This is a genomic window from Embleya sp. NPDC008237, from assembly GCF_042956465.1.
Lineage (GTDB): Bacteria > Actinomycetota > Actinomycetes > Streptomycetales > Streptomycetaceae > Embleya.
The window spans coordinates 20,070-38,119 of record NZ_JBIBGL010000004.1 but is presented as its reverse complement, the minus strand read 5'-3'; the positions used below and the strand labels follow the sequence as shown (position 1 = coordinate 38,119).

At 69.3% G+C, this 18,050-nt stretch carries 19 protein-coding genes; 8 read left to right on the top strand and 11 right to left on the bottom strand.

What is annotated here, in order from left to right; translation table 11 throughout:
• Positions 1 to 63: 63 nt before the first annotated feature.
• Both ACFZBU_RS10630 and ACFZBU_RS10625 read right to left on the bottom strand, forming a co-directional pair.
• Positions 64 to 1,878, bottom strand: coding sequence for an alkyl/aryl-sulfatase (locus ACFZBU_RS10630; RefSeq protein WP_391583125.1), 1,815 nt, complete (start codon positions 1,876 to 1,878; stop codon positions 64 to 66).
• Positions 1,879 to 2,033: 155 nt separating this feature from the next.
• The gene (locus tag ACFZBU_RS10625) at positions 2,034 to 2,486 is read right to left on the bottom strand and encodes an ATP-binding protein (RefSeq protein WP_391583124.1); all 453 of its coding nucleotides are present in this window, start codon (positions 2,484 to 2,486) and stop codon (positions 2,034 to 2,036) included.
• A gap of 289 nt (positions 2,487 to 2,775) precedes the next feature.
• Here ACFZBU_RS10625 and ACFZBU_RS10620 point away from each other — a divergent pair, with 289 nt between their 5' ends.
• Positions 2,776 to 3,087, top strand: coding sequence for a hypothetical protein (locus tag ACFZBU_RS10620; RefSeq protein WP_391583123.1), 312 nt, complete (start codon positions 2,776 to 2,778; stop codon positions 3,085 to 3,087).
• Positions 3,088 to 3,277: 190 nt separating this feature from the next.
• Here the strand turns inward: ACFZBU_RS10620 and ACFZBU_RS10615 are convergent, their stop codons facing one another.
• From ACFZBU_RS10615 to ACFZBU_RS10590, 6 genes are all read right to left on the bottom strand, one after another.
• Positions 3,278 to 3,730 carry a DUF5709 domain-containing protein gene (locus tag ACFZBU_RS10615; protein WP_391583122.1) on the bottom strand — a complete coding sequence of 151 codons (453 nt, stop codon included), beginning with the start codon at positions 3,728 to 3,730 and terminating at the stop codon, positions 3,278 to 3,280.
• 108 nt (positions 3,731 to 3,838) lie between these two features.
• Positions 3,839 to 5,497, bottom strand: coding sequence for a catalase (locus ACFZBU_RS10610; RefSeq protein ID WP_391583121.1), 1,659 nt, complete (start codon positions 5,495 to 5,497; stop codon positions 3,839 to 3,841).
• Positions 5,498 to 5,759: 262 nt separating this feature from the next.
• Entirely contained in the window at positions 5,760 to 6,734 is a 975-nt protein-coding gene (locus ACFZBU_RS10605) for an MSMEG_6728 family protein (RefSeq protein ID WP_391583120.1), read from the bottom strand.
• Between the two features lie 194 nt (positions 6,735 to 6,928).
• A complete protein-coding gene (locus tag ACFZBU_RS10600; protein ID WP_391583119.1) occupies positions 6,929 to 7,108 on the bottom strand; it encodes a DUF2795 domain-containing protein in 180 nt (59 codons plus the stop codon).
• Between the two features lie 309 nt (positions 7,109 to 7,417).
• Entirely contained in the window at positions 7,418 to 8,221 is an 804-nt protein-coding gene (locus ACFZBU_RS10595) for a sigma-70 family RNA polymerase sigma factor (protein WP_391583118.1), read from the bottom strand.
• 390 nt (positions 8,222 to 8,611) lie between these two features.
• A complete protein-coding gene (locus tag ACFZBU_RS10590; protein WP_391583117.1) occupies positions 8,612 to 9,856 on the bottom strand; it encodes a PP2C family protein-serine/threonine phosphatase in 1,245 nt (414 codons plus the stop codon).
• Between the two features lie 517 nt (positions 9,857 to 10,373).
• Here ACFZBU_RS10590 and ACFZBU_RS10585 point away from each other — a divergent pair.
• The gene (locus tag ACFZBU_RS10585) at positions 10,374 to 10,673 is read left to right on the top strand and encodes a DUF6342 family protein (protein WP_331769545.1); all 300 of its coding nucleotides are present in this window, start codon (positions 10,374 to 10,376) and stop codon (positions 10,671 to 10,673) included.
• Positions 10,674 to 11,249: 576 nt separating this feature from the next.
• On the opposite strand, the gene ACFZBU_RS10580 is transcribed toward ACFZBU_RS10585, so the two are convergent.
• Positions 11,250 to 11,765 carry a hypothetical protein gene (locus ACFZBU_RS10580; protein WP_391583116.1) on the bottom strand — a complete coding sequence of 172 codons (516 nt, stop codon included), beginning with the start codon at positions 11,763 to 11,765 and terminating at the stop codon, positions 11,250 to 11,252.
• Positions 11,766 to 12,681: 916 nt separating this feature from the next.
• Here ACFZBU_RS10580 and ACFZBU_RS10575 point away from each other — a divergent pair.
• The gene (locus tag ACFZBU_RS10575) at positions 12,682 to 13,209 is read left to right on the top strand and encodes a DUF488 family protein (protein WP_391583115.1); all 528 of its coding nucleotides are present in this window, start codon (positions 12,682 to 12,684) and stop codon (positions 13,207 to 13,209) included.
• A gap of 204 nt (positions 13,210 to 13,413) precedes the next feature.
• On the opposite strand, the gene ACFZBU_RS10570 is transcribed toward ACFZBU_RS10575, so the two are convergent.
• Both ACFZBU_RS10570 and ACFZBU_RS10565 read right to left on the bottom strand, forming a co-directional pair.
• The gene (locus tag ACFZBU_RS10570; RefSeq protein ID WP_391583114.1) at positions 13,414 to 13,854 is read right to left on the bottom strand and encodes a VOC family protein; all 441 of its coding nucleotides are present in this window, start codon (positions 13,852 to 13,854) and stop codon (positions 13,414 to 13,416) included.
• Positions 13,855 to 14,234: 380 nt separating this feature from the next.
• Entirely contained in the window at positions 14,235 to 14,687 is a 453-nt protein-coding gene (locus tag ACFZBU_RS10565) for a YbhB/YbcL family Raf kinase inhibitor-like protein (protein ID WP_391583113.1), read from the bottom strand.
• A 296-nt stretch (positions 14,688 to 14,983) separates the two neighbouring features.
• On the opposite strand from ACFZBU_RS10565, the gene ACFZBU_RS10560 reads away from it, so the two are divergent.
• The 5 genes from ACFZBU_RS10560 (at position 14,984) to ACFZBU_RS10540 (ending at position 18,035) form a co-directional block, all read left to right on the top strand.
• A complete protein-coding gene (locus ACFZBU_RS10560) occupies positions 14,984 to 15,418 on the top strand; it encodes an Hsp20/alpha crystallin family protein (RefSeq protein ID WP_391583112.1) in 435 nt (144 codons plus the stop codon).
• A 113-nt stretch (positions 15,419 to 15,531) separates the two neighbouring features.
• Positions 15,532 to 15,927 carry a DUF2267 domain-containing protein gene (locus ACFZBU_RS10555; RefSeq protein ID WP_391583111.1) on the top strand — a complete coding sequence of 132 codons (396 nt, stop codon included), beginning with the start codon at positions 15,532 to 15,534 and terminating at the stop codon, positions 15,925 to 15,927.
• A gap of 379 nt (positions 15,928 to 16,306) precedes the next feature.
• Positions 16,307 to 16,813 carry a phosphatase PAP2 family protein gene (locus ACFZBU_RS10550; protein ID WP_391583110.1) on the top strand — a complete coding sequence of 169 codons (507 nt, stop codon included), beginning with the start codon at positions 16,307 to 16,309 and terminating at the stop codon, positions 16,811 to 16,813.
• Between the two features lie 371 nt (positions 16,814 to 17,184).
• Positions 17,185 to 17,601 (top strand): phage holin family protein, encoded by a 417-nt coding sequence (locus tag ACFZBU_RS10545; RefSeq protein ID WP_391583109.1) that lies wholly within the window; start codon positions 17,185 to 17,187, stop codon positions 17,599 to 17,601.
• Positions 17,598 to 18,035, top strand: coding sequence for a hypothetical protein (locus ACFZBU_RS10540; protein ID WP_391583108.1), 438 nt, complete (start codon positions 17,598 to 17,600; stop codon positions 18,033 to 18,035). The genes ACFZBU_RS10545 and ACFZBU_RS10540 overlap by 4 nt, the downstream gene beginning before the upstream one ends.
• The last annotated feature ends 15 nt before the right edge of the window (positions 18,036 to 18,050 follow it).

Here is an 18,050-nt window from a genome sequence, read left to right as displayed (position 1 = left end):
TCTGCTACGCCCGCTACGCCGAGACCGGGGAGTGGGTCGCCCGGGTCGCGACTCGTCGTGCGGTCAGGGTGTGACGACGGTGAAGCCGGGGTCGGGTTGGTCCAGTACGTCCAGCAGGCGCGCGAGGATTCCGGCGTCGCCGTCGGTGGCGATTCCCTCGGCGACGCCGCTCGTCACGAGTGTGAACAACTGCGGCCGGGTCAGGGTGAGGGTGGCGTCCGCCGAGCCGGTCGTGCGATCGGTCCGCGCGTGGTGGACGAGGGCGCCGTTGGACAGGGTGGTGCGGTGGCGGTCGCCGGTGTCGGTGAAGTCCCAGTCGATGGTCAGGCGAACGTCCCACGCCTTGGGGCCGTCGACGCGGATGGCGAGGGAGTCGAAGACCTGCTCGTTCGACAGGCCTGCGACCATGCCGGCGGTGATCCCGAAGGGCGTCGGGGTGACGCCCTCGCGCAGTTCCCTCGCGCCGGTCAGGTAGAAGTTGCGCCAGGTGCCGCACTCCGCGCCGAAGCCCAACTTCTCCAGTACGTCGGCCAACGCCGTCTTCGCGGTGGTGTGGTCTGGGTCGGCGAATACCGCGTGACTCAGCAGCGTCGCGGCGAACCGCAGGTCGTCGGTCTGCGCGTAGTGCTCGGCCAGGCCGAGAACCGCGTCGATGCCGCCCATGCAGGCGACGTAACGGGTGGCCTCCTCGACGGGGGGATGCTGCCACAGGTGGGCGGGGTTGCCGTCGAACCAGCCCATGTACCGCTGGTAGATCGCCTTGACGTTGTGCGAGACCGAGCCGTAGTAGCCGCGCGTGTGCCACCTCCTCGCGAGCCCGGGCGGCACCTCGAACCGTTCGGCGATCTCGATGCCGGTCAGACCCTGGTTGAGCATGCGCAAGGTCTGGTCGTGCAGGTAGGCGTACAGGTCCCGTTGTTCCTCGATGAACGCCACGATGTGCTCGCGGCCCCAGGTCGGCCAGTGGTGCGAGGCGAAGGCCACGTCGGTGGTGTCGGCGAACAGTTCGACGGCCTCGGCGAGGTAGCGGGCCCACACCCGGGCGTCGCGCACCACGGCGCCGCGCAGGGTCAGGACGTTGTGCAGGTTGTGGGTGGCGTTCTCCGCCAGGCACAGTGCGCGACGCTGGGGGAAGTGGAAGTTCATCTCCGCGGGCGCTTCGGTGCCCGGGGTGAGTTGGAAGACGATCCGTACCCCGTCGAGGGTCTCTTCCTGTCCGGTACGGGTGATGTCCCGATTGGGTGGGATCAGCGCGGTCGTTCCCGTCGACGCGGTCTGGCCGAGCCCGGTGCCGATCATCCCGGTCGGGGATTTCGGCAGCACCGCACCGGTGTGGTAGACGCCGCGGCGGGCCATCGCGGTGCCCGCGTACACGTTCTCCGCCACCGCGTGTTCGAGGAATCCGGCCGGCGCGAGGATCGTGATGCCGTCCGGGTTGTCCGGCGGGATGATTCCGGTGGCCCCGCCGAAGTGGTCGACATGCGAGTGCGTGTAGATCATCGCGGTCACCGGGCGCTCGCCGCGGTGTTCGCGGTACAACGCCAGCGCCGCCGCCGCGGGTTCGGCGGAGACCAACGGGTCGATGACGATCACCCCGCGGTCGCCCTCGACCAGTGTCATGTTCGACAGATCCAGGCCCCGGACCTGATAGATGCCCTCGGTCACCTCGTACAGGCCCTGCTTCGCGCACAGCCGGGACTGTCGCCACAGCGAAGGGTTCGCCGTGTCGGGACAGTCCTCGTCCAGGAACGCGAACACATCGTTGTCCCACACCACCCGGCCCTCGGCGGTCTTGACGACTCCGGGTGTCAGGGCCGCGAGAAACCCGCGGTCGGCGTTCCGGAAATCGGTCTCGTCATCGAACGGCAGCTCAATCATGCAAGGCAAAATGTCCAAAATGAGGAGCTTGAATCCGCACGGAGAACCACTTTCCCCAGCGTTCCGACAACCGCAGCGGTCGGGTCCCGCCCGAATCCGACCGACCGGCCGGCCGACCGGCCGGCCGCATGGTTACGGCTTCTTCCTCCGGTCGCTCACCGGGGTCCGTCGGCGTAACGGATGCGGGCGGTGACGGCTTTGCCGTCATGGTGGTCCACGACGAGCAGATGGGTGCTGAGGGATCGGACGAGTTCCAGGCCGTGCCCACTGGGTCGGTACGCGTCGCCGGCTCGTCGCACGGGATGTTCGGGGCTGGTGTCGTGGACCGTCACGCGCACCTCGCCGTCGACGTCCTCGATTTCCAGGACGCACGGACCGGGGGCGTGCCGTACCGCGTTGGTGACGAGTTCGCTGACGATCAATTCCACCGTGCCGGCCGATGCGCGGATCGCGCCCGCCCGCGGATCCATGAACGCGCGCACCGCCCGACGCGCACGGGCGGCGGTCCCGGGGCCGCCGTCCAAGGCGATCCGGCCGCTGGACGTGGTCGGAGGTGACGGCGGGACCATGGGTACCTCGGGCACCGATATGCCGTGGTCTGACTCCATCACCCTCCCCGCACCGGAACGGGACGGCTCCGCCGTCGGGAAGCGTCGGCGCCGTCGTGTTCGTCTTTTGTACCCCGTTCGCGGGTCTGGCGGGGCCGAAGTGGGTGGCGCGATGTCGCCCTCGCCCGTCTGCGACCGAGCCCTTCCACCGGCAGCGTCGGCCCTTCTCGTTCACTCGGCCACCCGTCCCTGCGGTCCATCCGAAATGCCGATTGACGCCGGTGACCGCGGGATGTGCATGAGCGCGGCGGGGGAGGGCAGCCGATCTTTGCCGGCGCGGCGCCCGGGTATGCGCCACGCCACCGTGCTCGCCGCCGTGGGCTTGGCGGTCTCCGGCGCGGTCGCCGACTCGCCCACCGCACGACGCCGCGCACGCACGAGGGTGATTCGCGAAGTGGCCGACTACCTGGGCAACACCCCCGCCGTGGCGCGCGCCTCGTACATCGACCCCCGCGTATTCGACTGCCACGAACGCGGCATCACCGTTGCCGGCGCCCTCGGCCGACTCGGCGACGGGACGGTTTTCGGTGACCTGGCCACCCGCGGGCCGATGGAACGCGCGGTGCTGCGCATGCTGGACGGCGCAGACCGGTCACGGTAGGCGCGACCGGTCTGCGCACGATGATGCGCAGACCGCCGACCGTCCACCCGAGCCCGATTCCGACATGCGCCCGCGCCGCGACGTTCGTCCACTCGCCGAAACTCCGTGTACGTACGCCGTGGGTGCGGCGGACAGCGCGTGCGGTGGCGCCCGTGTGGCCGCCCGGGAGATGGACGAGTTCCGTCGATCTCTATTCCTCATCCCACTCGTCCGGGAGGGTGTGCACGGCCGCCTCCTCGGCGGAAGCCGCGCCGCCGTCGATTCCGACGTCGTGAGCCGAACCGGTGGGTTCGTCGTCCTGGAGGAGGCGCCCGGTTCGGCGCTCTCCGGCAGCTTGGTCGTCCCGCACCTCTCCGGCGGCGTCCGGCAAGTCGCCGATGCCGTCACCGGCCTCCGGTTCGACGTCCGGCCGTTCGCGGGCCAAACGCCGGTCCAACGGCTCGCCCGTCGACTGCTCTTCTGCTGTCGTACCGAACTCTTCGGCCCCGAAGGGGCGTTCCGGCGGCGAATAGCTCGTGTCCATGATGTCGTCGAGGTCCGGTTCGTCGAGCGCGTTCGCCAAGTCGAGCTCGTCGTCGGGTCCGTTGTCGATGTCGGCGTTGTCCGGCTGGTAGACGTCGTCGCCGCGCGCTTCGTCCGACATGTGCCATGCTCCTGTCCACGTGCTGTAGTCCGGCCGAGCGGTTCCGGGTGCCAGGGGCTGCGGAGCTGCCGGGACACTCCTGCGACGCCGCTGTTTCAGGCGTTCGGCTCAGCGATTCACCGTCGCGCGCTTGTTCGGCACGCAATGTGTCATCGACAGGCCCTCGATGTCGCGCGGACCGTTGCGACCGAGCTTCTCGAGGCGGTTGCGATCCTCTTCGGTCAAGTCTTGACTCGCCAGCGGTTCCAGGTGCGTGACATCGTCCGCGCCGATGCCCAACGCCTCGCCGACACGTCGACCCAGTTCGTCCTCCACCAGCAGAAGGTGCCAGACCATCCGCTCCTGGACGTCGCGTTCACACTGGGCGAGCTGTGTGGACAGGTTGAGCACGAGGTCGTCGCGCTCCCACTGCTCCAGCATCCGGAAACGTTGTCCTGCCTGCTTGTAGTCGTTGGTGCGGGGGATCCGCCGGCGCGTTACCCTCCCCGTGATCGTCGGCCCCTGTTCGTCCGTCGTGGGGTACTCGGCTTCGCGTAGACCACCGTGGATGGACGGCTCGAAGTTGATGTGTGGGTTCTCCTGGCCACCATCCACGTGGTACGTCATCATCCCGTCGCGCTGATTCGTTCGTACCGCGGCGTTCTTCGCCTGGTTGACGGGCAGTTGGAGGTAGTTCGGGCCGACCCGGTGGCGCTGGGTGTCGCTGTACGAGAAGGTGCGTCCCACCAACATCTTGTCGTCGGAGAAGTCGAGGCCGTCGACGAGGACGCCGGTGCCGAAGGAGATCTGCTCGTTCTCGGCGAAGACGTTCCGCACGTTGCGATCGAGCACCATGCGGCCGACCGGCCGGGGCGGGAAGTCCTCTTCCGGCCAGACCTTCGTGTCGTCGAGCGGATCGAAGTCGAGCTCCGGGTGCTCGTCGTCGGACATCATCTGCACGAGCAGTTCCCACTCGGGGTGGTCACCGCGCTCGATCGCGTCCCGAAGGTCCTTGGTGGCGTGTCCCAGTTCATCGGCCTGTACGTTCGCGGCGTCGGCCCCGGTCATGCTGCCGACGCCGACCTTGGGCATCCAGTGGTACTTCACCAGAACCGTTTCGCCCGCCGTGTTCACCCATTTGTAGGTGTTCACGCCGAACCCCTGCATGTGCCGGTAGTCCGCCGGGATTCCGCGGGGGCTGAAGAGGTTGACGAGCATGTGCATGCTCTCGGGTGTCTGCGACATGAAGTCGAAGATGCGGTTCGGTTCCTGGCGGAAAGTCACCGGGTCCGGCTTGAGCGCGTGAATGACGTCGGGGAACTTGATCGCGTCACGGATGAAGAACACCGCGAGGTTGTTGCCGACGAGGTCCCAGTTGCCGTCCTCGGTGTAGAACTTCACCGCGAACCCGCGCGGGTCGCGCGCCGCCTCCGAGGAGTCCCGCCCACCGATGACCGTCGAGAAGCGCACCGCCACGTCGGTGCGCTTGCCCCGTTCCCGGAACAGCTTTGCGCGGGTGAAACGCGAGATCGGCTCGTCACCCCACGCGCCGTAGGCCTCGAAGTAGCCGTACGCGGTGGTGCCCCGCGCGTGCACCACCCGCTCGGGGATACGCTCGCGATCGAAGTGGCTGATTTTCTCCAGGAACTGGTAATTCTCCAGTGTCGCCGGCCCGCGCGCTCCGACGGTCCGCTGATTCTGGTTGTCGTATACCGGGTGCCCTTGCCGGTTGGTCAGTACCTCGCGAGGGTCGTTGCCCGTGGACCCTTTGCTCGAGACGTCTGTCATGGTGTCGCCGATCCCCTTCGTGCGGTGTGGACGTTCGCAGTGGGTTCGATCCGCGGAAGGTCGACTGCCGGCCAAGACACGCCCGCACCCATCGTTCGCTCGCGCTACCCGGGAAATGGGTTCTCCAATCACGCCTCGACATCGCCTCCGGTGATCGGCGTGTGGGTCGGCGGTGAGGGTCGTAGAGGTGAGCGCCCGCGGACGCCGACGCAACGTTCGGCCCGCGTGCGCCCGCCGGTGGGCGCCGTCCGTGGCGTCCGCATCACGTCGGCCGCAGGCGCAGGATCGGTACGCCCTCGGGTCGGGCGACCCGATCCGGAATGTCGACGTGGTCCACGACGAGCAGGCCCGGTCGACCCCACCGGTCGACGATCGGCTGGTCCGGCCGTAGGAAGCGAACGCGTACCGGTGAGCGTGCCTGGGCGCGCATGGCCCGGCGGGCGGCGGCATCCGGGGTGCGGGCGATCGATTTTCGGCCCGCTGCGGTGTCGTCGTCATCGGGGACGGACGCGCCCGGCGCGGCTGTGACCGCGTCGGTGTCCGTGGCCCGGTCCGCGTCCGGAAGGGGCGCGCCCGTGAACCAGATCGTCGGCCCGGGCCGGGACAGGCCGGCGAGTAGCGCGAGGTCGCGCCCCTGTGCGCCGGAGGCGTCCGCCTCGAAGTCGTGGCCTGCGGCGATCGCCTGGAACGCCTCCCGTTCCGGTGCGGTTGCCCGGTCCCGGCCCAGGGCGTGCAGGGCGGGGGTGAACTCGTGCGCGCGTGCGGTCCCGACCGGCATCGGCCACCGGGGGTAACGCGGGAGGGGCCAGACGTACGGGAGGTCGGCGGGCGGATCCGGTTCGTATCGTCCCCGGTAGTACTCCTCGTCCTTGGCCACCAGCACGGAGCGGTGGCTCGCGTGGAGGGCCTCCTCGCCCAGCCACGGCGGAAGCAGGCCGTCGCGATACAGATCGGGTCGGTACGGGACGCGTCCGCCGGTGAATTCGAGCAGTTGTGCGGACACCGTGTCCCGGAACCCGCGACGGGTCCATTCGGCGCACATCGACAGTCCGTAGCAGACCAGCGCCGGAACGAATCCCCGCCACATCGCGACCGCCGGATGGTGCTTCCAGCCATAGGTCGGCCACACCAGCGCCCGCAGGATCTGGAAGGTCTCCACCCGCTGCTTGCCGAGCCTGCGGTCGTCGAGTGACCGCGCCGTCGCCTCGAAGCCGGGGACCGGCAAGAACGTCTGCACACGTGCCTCCTTCGCGGGAACCGAGGGTGTGTACCCGCTTTGGCACGGCGAAGCCGGCTCCGGCGCGAACTCCGGTCGACGGTCGGCGAGGTCGGTCGAACCGGAGGCGAGGTCCTCCGGGGCGGTTGGCCCCGGCCGGGAACCGTTCGCGCGAACGGCCCTCCCCCGTTGCGCCGGGTATCGGGACAAAACGTTCACAGGACGGCTTCGACTTGGCAGAATCGGCCATACAGTGCCATGCAGACCTGGTTGGGTCCCTCATAGGCGCGCGGCGGCAGGGTCCGCAGGGCGTCGACGATCTCTCGTCCGGCCCGGTTGTGTGCGGCGTGCTCGGCCAGTTGCCCGGGACGGGCCGGATACGAGACGCCCCTCAAAGCGCACAACACCGCCCCGACCGGAGGCGCTGCCCCTGCGAGGCCTCGAACCTGTACCGACCCATGCGATCGTCGCGCGGACTCGGGCGCGCGGGCTTGTCCGGTCATGATCATCCGACCTCTCGTACCGGCAGATCCGACGATGACCTCTTTTTTTCCCTACCGCCTCCCGACCGAATCCCGCGCGCGGGCGAGCGCCGCATCCGGTGCCGGAAACCGGGTGAGTACCGGTGTCGCCGTGACGGGTGTGGCCGCCGGTTTGCCCTCGGAGGCGCCTTCGCCCTGTCCGGGGGCCGCGGGCACGGGGGTTCAGGTCGGGGCGAGCATGCCCGCGCGCAGGGCGGCGAAGGCCTGGGTGAGCAAACGGGATACGTGCATCTGGGAGAGGCCGAGGGCCTTGCCGATCTCGGCTTGGGTGAGGTCGTCCCAGAAGCGGAGTTTGAGGATGCGCCGGTCGCGTTCGTCCAACGCCGCGATCAGGGGACGCAGTGAATGGAGGTTGTCGACGAGGTCCAAGGCGGGGTCGGACTCCCCGCACAGGTCGTATCCGGATCCCGGGCGGTCGCCGGGGTTGCCGCCGGGCGGGGGCGCGTCCAGGGAGTCGGCGCGCAGGGCCGCCCCCAGATTCAGGCCCATGCGTACCTCGGTGGTGTCCATGTCGAGGTGGGCGGCGAGTTCGGTGTGGTCGGGTTCGCGCCCGAGTCGGATGGAGAGGTCGTCGCGGGCGCGCACGAGGCGCAGGTACAACTCCTGTTCGCCGCGGCGGGCGTGGACGGCCCAGGTGTGGTCGCGGAAGTAGCGCTTCAACTCGCCGGAGATGGTGGGCATCGCGTAGGCGAGGAACCCGGCGCCGTGGCCGGGGCGGTAGCCGTCGACGGCCTTGATCAGGCCGATCGCGGCGACCTGGCGCAGGTCTTCGCGCAGGTCGGCGCGGTGGGTGTAGCGGTTGCAGGCGTGGGTGACGAGATTGAGGTTGTTCTCGATGATCTCGTTGCGCAGTCGCGCGTGCGCGAACGTGCCCGCTTGCAGGGTGGCGAGGCGGGTGAGGTCTCGGTCGGTGGCCGCGCGCAGGTGGGTGACGTCGGGCTCGGTGTCGGTGCGAGGACCGGTCATGGCTGGGCTGGCCTCCGGGGATTGTGTGCGCCGGGTGCCCGGGGTGCGGACGGGGTCGGACACGGGGGTGGCCCGGGGCGGGGCCACCCTCGATGCCTTCCACGGCCCGGCCCGCCCACACCACCCGTGCCGGGGTGGGCGCTCGCCGGTCACACGAGGGTCGGCGGGGACGCGGCCCTTTACACGGCAGCCCTCGGACGCCGCCGTGTCGCGTTCCCGCCGGCCTCGTGGTCACAGGGACGATCTCAGGGAAACACACATGGATCGGTACTTCTCGGTGGCACGGCCGAGAGGGTGGGCGTCGCACCGAAGGACGCGCGGGGTCGGTCGCGGACGTCCGTTCACAAGACGCATCCGACTCGTTGCCCACCTTGGTCGGCGTCGGCCGGGTCACTCGGGGGAGAAGGCGAGATGGCCGGCCGTGCCGCCGCGCCATTCGATCATGAAGAGCGTCGCGTCGTCGCTGGTGCGTCCACCGCGTTGTTGTTTCAGGGCGGCGGAGAGCCGGAGTGCGCCGGCGCGCAATCCGCCTTCGACGTCCGCGCACCGGTTGACGCAGTCGATGAGCCGTTCCTCGCCGAACGGCTCTCCCTCGGCGTCCCTTTCCTCGACCACGCCGTCGGTGTAGCACAGCACCCGATCGCCGCGTCGGAGCCGGATCTCGCTGACCGCAGGCGGCTCGCCGCCGAGGCCGACCGGCAGGGTGGTCGGGCCCTCCAAATGCTCGATCACCCGGTTTCCACGAATCAACAGGGGAGGGGGATGACCGGCGTTGACCCAGCGCAGCAAGCCGGTGGTGACATCCAGGGTCACCATCTGCGCGGTGACGAAGTGGTCGATCCCGAACTGTTCGGTGATGGCCCGGTCCATGAACGCGTACATCCGGTCCAGCCCGATGTCGGCGCGTCGGGCGTGCCGGTAGGCGCCGATGGCGACCGTTGCCATGGTGGCGGCGTCCAAACCGTGGCCCATCGCGTCGATCACGGCCGCGTGCAGGATGTTGTCGTTGAGGGCGTAGTCGAAGCTGTCGCCGGCGATTCCGTACGCGGGCTCGACGGCCGCGCCCACCGCGACCTGGGGCACGGACATCGTCAGCGGCGGCAACAGGGACCACTGCATCTCCGCGGCCACACTCATCGCCTCGCGGCGCCGGGCCTGGAAGAACTGATCGGTGTAGGCATGCTTGGTGACCAGCATGTCGGCGACCAGACCGGCGAGCCGCCGCAGCAGCCGCCGGTCGTCTTCGTCGACGGTGTCCAGGGTCAGCGCCATCACTCCCACCTCGTCGCTGCCGTCGAGGAGCGGAAGGTACATCCGTACGCCGTCGCTCTGCTCGACCTCCAGCGCCGAGGCACGCAGGAAAGCCGTACCGGCAGGCGAGTCACCGATCTCCTCCGGATCGCCGATCAGCAGTCCGCGACCCGGCAGCGGCACCAGCAGCTCCCGCGCGTAATCCTGCAACAGGATCGAGACGTCGCGGCCACCGACACCGGCGACCTCCTCCGCGATCAAAGGAGCGATCAACTGCGGCGGCATCTCGTGCGCCCGGTCGAGCAGCTTGCCCAGCAGCCGTTCCCCGAATCCTTCCGAGCGGTCCACCTCGCCCTTCCCGGGCCGCTGGTCACCTTCCGGCACGGTCGCCCCCTCCCGTCGTCTGCGCCCACGCGCGTTCCTCGCGCAATCTTCGCCGCCTCCACCCGGCCCGACCCGCCTACGGGCTTCCGCTTCCCGGCGGACCACTCCAACGGAGTAACGGGTGCCTGCCGGGCCATGGCGATCGAGCCGGCCGCGGCTCGACCCGACGAGGAACGCCGCGCGAGGTGCCGCCGCCCGTGGGCGTGAGCCGCCGGGGCGGGCGTCGTGGCGACGCGGGGTGCGCGGTACGGCCTGCGTCCGTATGCGACACGTGTCAATACACGTCGAGTTGACCAAAAAGCAGCTGATATCAAGCAATTGAGCCAAACATGTGCAGTCCGGTACCGCGCGGGGACCCGCATGGGTACGTTCGTGCTCGGCCCGGGACGCAACGGCTCCACCCGGGCCGGGCAAGGCTCTTCACTGGAGGGCGGGCGCGTCCCGTCGGGCTTCGCATGTGGAACGATCGCAGCCCGCGAGAGGGGACACGGCCGCCGGGGACATGAGAGGAAGCCTCATGACGGACATCGATCTCGGACAGGCATCGGACTGGGACGAGGGCGACACCCACGCCCGGATCAAGCTGCGGGAGAACCAGGTCTACCCCGGTACGGACAAGAAGGACGTGCTCATCAGCTCGCCGGTGAGCATCGAACTGTCGGTGAACACGAACTACTCCTCCTCCCAGGAGGCGGACAAGATCTACTTCACCACCCACCACGGTTCCGCGAAGAAGATCATCGCGGTCCTCGACTCCGAGGGAAACCTGCACATCCGCGGCAAGGTGTTCACGGACCAGACGGACCTGTCGTACTAGGAAACGACACGTCCGCCCCGAGCCGGCAACACCGAGCGCGACGGCCGGAGCGACCCACCGGGTCGGTCGTCGTCACGCGGCGACCTCGCCGGCGATGAGGCCCGGAAGGGCATGAACCAAGCGAGGGTGTTCCAACGCACCCGAAGGCGCGTGGGGGTGGCGGCAGCAACGCTCGCCGCCACCCCCACCGTCCGCCCTCGTCGCTTCGTGTGTGACGAAGTCGCCTGCGAAAGGCGGGTGTTCGCAGAGTGGATCGTTTCCTTGACGGGACGTCCGGTCGGTCCACGGCGAACCCACCCGGGGCGGCAAGGATCGCGTCCCGGGCGAGACAACGAACCGAATCACGAAGGGTCGTCACCTGAAACCCGTCGCCCGCCCCGGAACCGGATGTCCGGTCGACGTGCACGTACTGCTGCACCGCGGACCGAGACTGCTGCTGCTGCGCCGAAGCCGAAACTCGCCCTACGCACCCGGCCTGCTGGGTTGGGGCCGGGACGGCCTGCGCGAGGCCCGGTCGGCGCAACACCGCGCACACGAGGTCCTCGGTGTACCCATCGCGGGGGCGTCGGGGCCGGATCAATACGCGAGCGAGACCATCGGGCCCGTCAGAACGCAGTAGACATAGTGCCCCGGTATGCCGGAGACCGCCGAGAAGTCGACCCGCAGGCTCCAATTGGTCGGCCCGGGGATCGTCGGCGTCGGGCCTGTCGCGAACGGGGTGCTGAGGATCGCCCCGGGGGAGATCGTGCCGGAGGTCTTGGGCAGCGGCCCCATCTCGACGGGTGAATCGGTGTTCAGACCCCCTGCGAATACCACGGGCCCGCCCGCCGATTCCAGCCTCGCGGTGGTGTAGAGCTGGTTCTGAACGTAGGCGGGGACGTTCCAAGTGGTCTGGATCCGGAGTTTGTGGGTCGGGGAGGTCGTCAGGACGCCGGTGATACCGGGATACGAGACGCCCATGGTCGTGTCGAGGCAGGTGTAGGTCGTGGCCACGGGTCCGCCCGCAGAGGCGGTGCCGGCGAAGGCGAGAACAGCGGTGGTCGCCGCCGCCGCGCCGAGCGCGCCGAGGGCTCGAAGTCTGGTCGCGAACATAACGTACCTCCCGCGGGTCGGTGCGATGCCCCGTGTGTGGGTCACGGCCGAGGTGGATGGGGATACCCCCGACACGGGGTTGATCGTGAGTATCGGTCGACGCGTCGCGGTACTGCTCGCCATGACATCGGACAGGCTTCGCCATTGAAGGTTCGATGCACCGAATAGCGGTTACGCGTTCCGCTGTCGCCGGAGCCAGAGTGAACCAAGTCTCTCGGTGATAGTCAATGCCGATTCGATGTTTCTGTTCTTCCGATCGAACGGTGCCGATATCACCGGGCGTCGGCGATCTTCGAGCTCCCGACAATCGAAGTCAAGAATTCGATCATGGCAGATCGCGGTGACACGTGTCGGCTATTCGGCGACCGGACAATGCACCGCCCCGGCGGCCACGCGATCATGTGCCCGTTTTCGCCGGCAGGCCGTACATGAAGTCCTGAAGCGCCGGGCATCGCGCACGCCACTCTGCTGCCTACACGTGGTGTCGCGTCCGCGCCGCTCATTCGGCCGCTCATTCGGGGGTCCACCGCACCGGGCCCGCGCGCAGTAGTGGCGTCCGTGTCCAGGACCGGGACGCGAGACCGTACAGCACAGTGCATCGATCACCGTCGACGGCGCGGACGAACGCCGGCGCAACGGGTCGCTCGGGCGGGCGGGGCGCGGCCGGGACCGTCGAGTCCCGCACAAGGTGTGCGGTGCGACGCCGGGATTTCCGGAGGGCGTGGTAGGTGGTCCCGGTCCGGTGGCCGCCCGGGACGGTGGGGGCCGGAGAGGATCGCCCCCTCGGCGCCTCGATCGGCCGCCCGGGGGCGGGTTCGCCGAGGATGTGCGGTCGTGCTTCGGGCAAGGGTCCGAAAGGTCTTCGGGGACGGCTCGAAGGGGCAGGCCAACCGAGTGAAAGGTGTGAGGAGGCAGGATGAGGAACCGCATCTGCACGGTGGGGCATTCGACGCGTGACTTCGGCGAGGTGCTGGACATGTTGCGCAATTACGAGATCACCTGCCTGGTCGACGTGCGCTCGTTCCCGTCCTCGAAAAGATTCCCGCAATGGAGCCGAGAGGCGATCGTCAAGGCTCTTCCTCCCGATATCGGATACCGGTGGATTCCGAAGCTGGGCGGCCGGCGGAACACCCCCAAGGGCGTCCCGAGCGTGAACGGTGCCTGGCGCGTCAAGGCCTTCCGTGACTACGCCGACTACATGGCGGGCGACGACTTCAGGGAAGGGCTCAACGAACTACTCGACCTCGCCGGACACGAACGGCCGGCGATCATGTGCAGCGAGGCGGTGCCGTGGCGCTGCCATCGCAGGCTGATCACCGATGCGCTGCTTGTCGAGGGCGTGCAAGTGGTGGACATCATGTCGCCCACGACGGCGAGGCCGGCCGTACTGAACCAGCACGCCGTCGTCCGGGACGGACACCTGACCTACCCGCCGCGGTCCTGAGATCGGCACGCCCCGGAGAGCGCGGCCGGGACGGGAGAGGGTGCCGGGTTGCGTCGCCACCACCGGGACGACCGTCACCGACCCGGCGGCCGCACCCACGGAGCGAACCGCCGGCCGGGGGCGCATCCTCCCGCCAGTACCCAAGACGTCTCGTGCACCGCGGTGATCTCGGTCGGCCGGATGGTTCGTTCGGGTTTCTCCGTCTCAGTGCAGTTGCTGGGCCAGTCCGACGATGATGCCCTCCGGGCCGCGGAGGTAGCAGAGCAGATAGCTGTCCTCGAACCGGGCGATCTCACCGACGAGTTCGGCGCCGTGCGGGCGCAGGCGGGCGACGGTGTCCTCGATGTCGTCCACGGCGAACATGACGCGGTGCGTGCCCAGGATGTTGTGCGGCTGGTTGCGCGGCCCCGCGCTGATCGCCGCGGGGCTGCGGTACTTCGCGAGTTCGAGCCGGCTGTGACCGTCCGGGGTCCGGACCATTGCGATGTCACAGTGGACGCCGTCGAGTCCGGTGCACTGGTCGGCGACCAGGCCCTGGACCTCGGCCCTGCCCTCCAGTTCCATACCGAGTTCCACGAAGAACGCGATGGCGGCATCCAAGTCCTCGACGACGATGCCGACGTTGTCCATCCGCTGAATCCCCATGTCCGTTTCTCCTTCTTCGTGCGGCCGGTGGTGGCCGCTGATGTCCCTGGGACGGAGCCGGTGGCACGTTCTCGACATCCGCAGACCGCCGACTTCGAAAAATTTTGATCGCGCCTCGGCGTCGCCGCAGCAGGCCCCCGAGCCAGGTGTCGCCACGGTGGGTGCGTGCGGCGCAGGTGGCCGCTCACGCCGGCCGCCGGCAGCCGCGCACGCGTCGTCAGTGCTCCTTGCGCCCGGCTTCTTCCGGCTGCCGACCGGCCCGGACAGGCCGAAGTCCAGTGCGGACGCCGACAGCCCCGGTAGCGGTACACCGGTCAACTCGTCGCGGCTGTGGCCGCCGGCTCCGGGTGGGTGGGAGCCGCTCCGCGTGGTGTGCGCGGTCAGCGCTGGTACAGGCCGACGATGGTGCCGCTCGCCAGTTGCCGTTCGTCGACGGCCTGGTGGATGTCGTCGGCCGACGGATCATCGGGCAGGGAAACCGGCTCGGGAAGGGCGTACAACCGGAAGAAGTAACGGTGTTCGGGGTCGCCGATCGGGGGTTGTGGGCCACCCCAGCCGGCGTCGCCGTAGCCGTTCCTGTGCGGTGTGCCACCGGACGGTGTCTCGCCGGCGTCCACGGAGCCGTCCGTGGGTGCGATCCCGGTGACGAGCCAGTGGACGAACGTCCCGCCGGGGGCGTCCGGGTCCTCGCACAGGAGCACCAACTCCGCAGTGCCGTCCGGTACTCCCGACCAGGTCAGCGGCGGCGATACGTTCTCGCCGTCCTTCGCGTACCTGCGCGCGATGCGGGTGTGGTCCGTGAAAGCGGCGCTTCCGAGCGCGATACCAGCCATGGGCGGTGCGGTACCCGCTTTCCGGCGTGCCAACGGGCGACTGGCCCGTTCGGGCGCACACCCCCGGGGCCGACGTTCGGGACCGCCGGGCTCGTTTCCGGATGGGGATGTGCGATCGGCGCCCACACGGTGTCCGAGCGAAGCGGACAACCGGCCGTCGGGCGCGGCTCGTCGGCGGCGCGCATGTCGTCATCCCTTCGATGACATCCTGCTTGTCATCGTTTGGATGACGTGTTACAAAGGTGTCGTACGAAACGGATCGGCGGTTCCCGCCGGACCCGTGGAGGTGTTCCGAGATGTTGATGCGTACCGATCCTTTCCGTGAACTCGATCGGCTCGCCCAGCAGTTGACCGGGATGTCCGGTACCTGGTCCACGCCCTCGGCGATGCCGATGGATGCCTATCGCGAGGGCGGGGAGTACGTGATCGCCCTCGATCTGCCCGGCGTCGCGAAGGACGCGATCGATATCGACGTGGAGCGGAACATGCTCACCGTCAGGGCCGAGCGCCGGCCGGTGGCCAAGGCGGACGACGCGCAGATGGAGCTGTCCGAGCGGCCCCTGGGCGTCTTCTCCCGCCAACTGGTCCTGGCCGACACCCTGGACACCGAGCGCATCACGGCCGACTACGAGGCCGGGGTGCTGACGCTGCGCATCCCGATCGCCGAGCGCGCGAAGCCTCGCAGGATCGCGATCGGCGGGGAATCCGAGCGTCGTCGGATCGAGGGCTGAGGAGTCGGCTCCCCGGCCGCGCGAACGGCGGGGGACGGTATCCACCGCCCCTCGGGTTCCGTCCCCCGCTTGATCATGCCCCGTTCTTCGTGCCACGACATGGAAGGACCACAGTGGCCATGCGATGGGATGCGTTCATCGACCGGGTACAGGAACGCGGCGAGTACGCCACACCGCGCGAAGCCGAGCGAGCCGCGCGGACCGTGCTGGCGTTGCTCGGCGCGCACCTGGTGGGCGGGGTGCGGGCCGAGTTGGCCGCCCGGCTCCCGGAAACCTTCGCCCTGGTTCTTCTCAACCCGCTTCAGGCCGCGGAACCACTCCCGCCCGAGCGCTTCGTACGGGCCACCGCGGCCTGGATCGAGGGAGCCACCGAACGCACCGCGGCCTGGGACGTCAGTGCCGTCCTGAGCGTGGCCGCCGACGCCGCGGGCGAGGAACTCACCCGCCGGATCCTGCTTCAACTCCCGCCGGGCTACGACCTGCTCTTCGGTCGCCCCCAACACACCTGAGCTGGCCGGCGGAGCGCGACACGCCGCTTGGGGCTGTTTCCGCCATCCTCGACGGGCCGGACCCGCGAGGGCCCGCAGGAAGCACTTCCTCCCCGGAACTCCCCGGAACCGGCGAGGCGGTACTCCCGGGCCGGCTTCCGGGGGCAAGGTGTTTCGAGGCAGGGCTTCGACTCGGGAGAATCGGCCACACGGCTCGCGATGGGGACGACCGGCGAGGAGAGGCATTCGCGGGCGGGGAGCGAGGCGTGGCCGCAAGGAGGAAGGAGGACTGCCGCAAGAAGGAGTAGGGCGGCGTGTCGGGGACATGCGCACGGTCATGAGGATGCCGTGTGGGTTGGGTGGTGCCGATCGCGTCTGGACCCGGCGGGTGGCGTCGCGGGTGCCTGCGAAGGTGGGCCGGATTCTGTCCGGGGTGGAGGAGGCGGCGGAGAGTTCGAAGTTGTGGTGCGCCGCCGCGGTGGTGATGGCGGCGGTGGGCGGGTCGCGAGGGCGTGTCTCGGCGGCGGCGGGGTTGTCCGCGCTGGTGGTGGCGCAGGTGCTGGCGAACGGCGTGGGCAAGCGTGTGGTCGACCGTCCGCGCCCTCCGAAGGAGTGGATTCCCCACGACGAGGTCGAGGACCGTCCCGATTCCTCTTCGTTCCCCTCGGGGCATACGGCCGCCGCCGTCGCGTTCACCGCCGCCGTCGCCCCGTCATGGCCGCGCGCGGCCGCGGTGTGCTCGCTGCCGGCCGCCATGGTCGCCGTCGAACGAGTGCAATCCGGCGCCCACTATCCCAGCGACGTTGCCGCCGGTGCCGTCATCGGCCTCGCCGGCGCCTGGCTCGTTCGCCACACCCCGCGCATGCTGCCGCGCCGATGGGTCCCGGGGGCGGTGTGGTGGGGCTGAGCGCTGAACGCCCGCGGTGACGAATCCCTACAAGGTGGCCATCCGGTGGCTGCCCACCGAAACGACCTACTCGCCTCGACTTCCCACCGGTGGCGTGGCCAAGGCGGAGTGCTGCCCGACGACCGTGGACCGGGACCCCGCCCCCATCCGTGGCTCGGCGATGAGACGGCCGGCCGGTGAGTGACCGGCGGGTTGCGGGGTAGCTGCCGTGCTTGAACGGCATCGACTCCGCGAAACGTAACGCGAGGCGCCCATTGGAGGTACGACCGGTACTCACCCGGGCCGCCGGCCGGCGCGGTGATCCGGGGGCGAGGCCGTTGGTCGCCATCGCGCTGATTTCCACCAGGCACGAGGAAGAAGGTGAGGATGCCATGAGCACCGTTGGACAGCCGGGCCGCAGCGGCACCGACGAGTCGGTGGGCAGTCTCGTCTCACGAGCGTCGCAGCAAATCTCCGAGTTGGTCCGCGAAGAGATGCAGCTGGCCCGGGCGGAGATGACCCAGAAGGGCAAACGCTTCGGAGTGGGCGGCGGCCTGTTCGGCGGCGCCGGTTTGGTCGGCATCCTGGCCGCGCAGGCTCTCGTCGTCACCGTGATCGCAGCCCTCGCCCTGCTCCTGCCGGTGTGGGCTTCGGCCCTGATCACCGCCGCCCTCTTGGCGGCCGTCGCCGGGGCAATGGCCGCCGCCGGGAAGAAGCAGATCGCCAAGGCCGGCACCCCCGTACCCGAACGGGCCATCGACAGCGTCAAGGCCGACGTCGCCGAGATCAAGGAGAAGGCACACCGATGACTCACCAGCCCCAGGACGAGAACTCCGCGCCCACACCCGAACGCCTGCGCGAGCAGGTCGAGCACACCCGCGAGGAGCTCGGCCGGACGGTGGAGGCGCAGGCCAAGACGAAGGCGGTCGATATCAAGGAACAAACCGCCGAGAAGGCCACACACGTCACCGACCGGCTCCGGGAGAAGGCGGCACAGGCCACCGAACTGGTCAAGGACAAGACCCCCGATCCGGTCCTCGACAAGGCGGCACACGCCGCCACCCACGTTCGCAGCAGTGTGGCCCGCGTCGGACACGTCGCCGCCGAGAAGACTCCCGAGCCGGTCCGGGAGAAGGCCGAAACGGCCGCGACCATGGCAAAGGCCAACCGCACCGCTCTGATCGCGGCTGTGGCCGTGTCCGCCGCCTTCGTGCTGCTGCGCCGCAGCCGGAGGCGCCGGTAAGGCACTCAAGGTCGC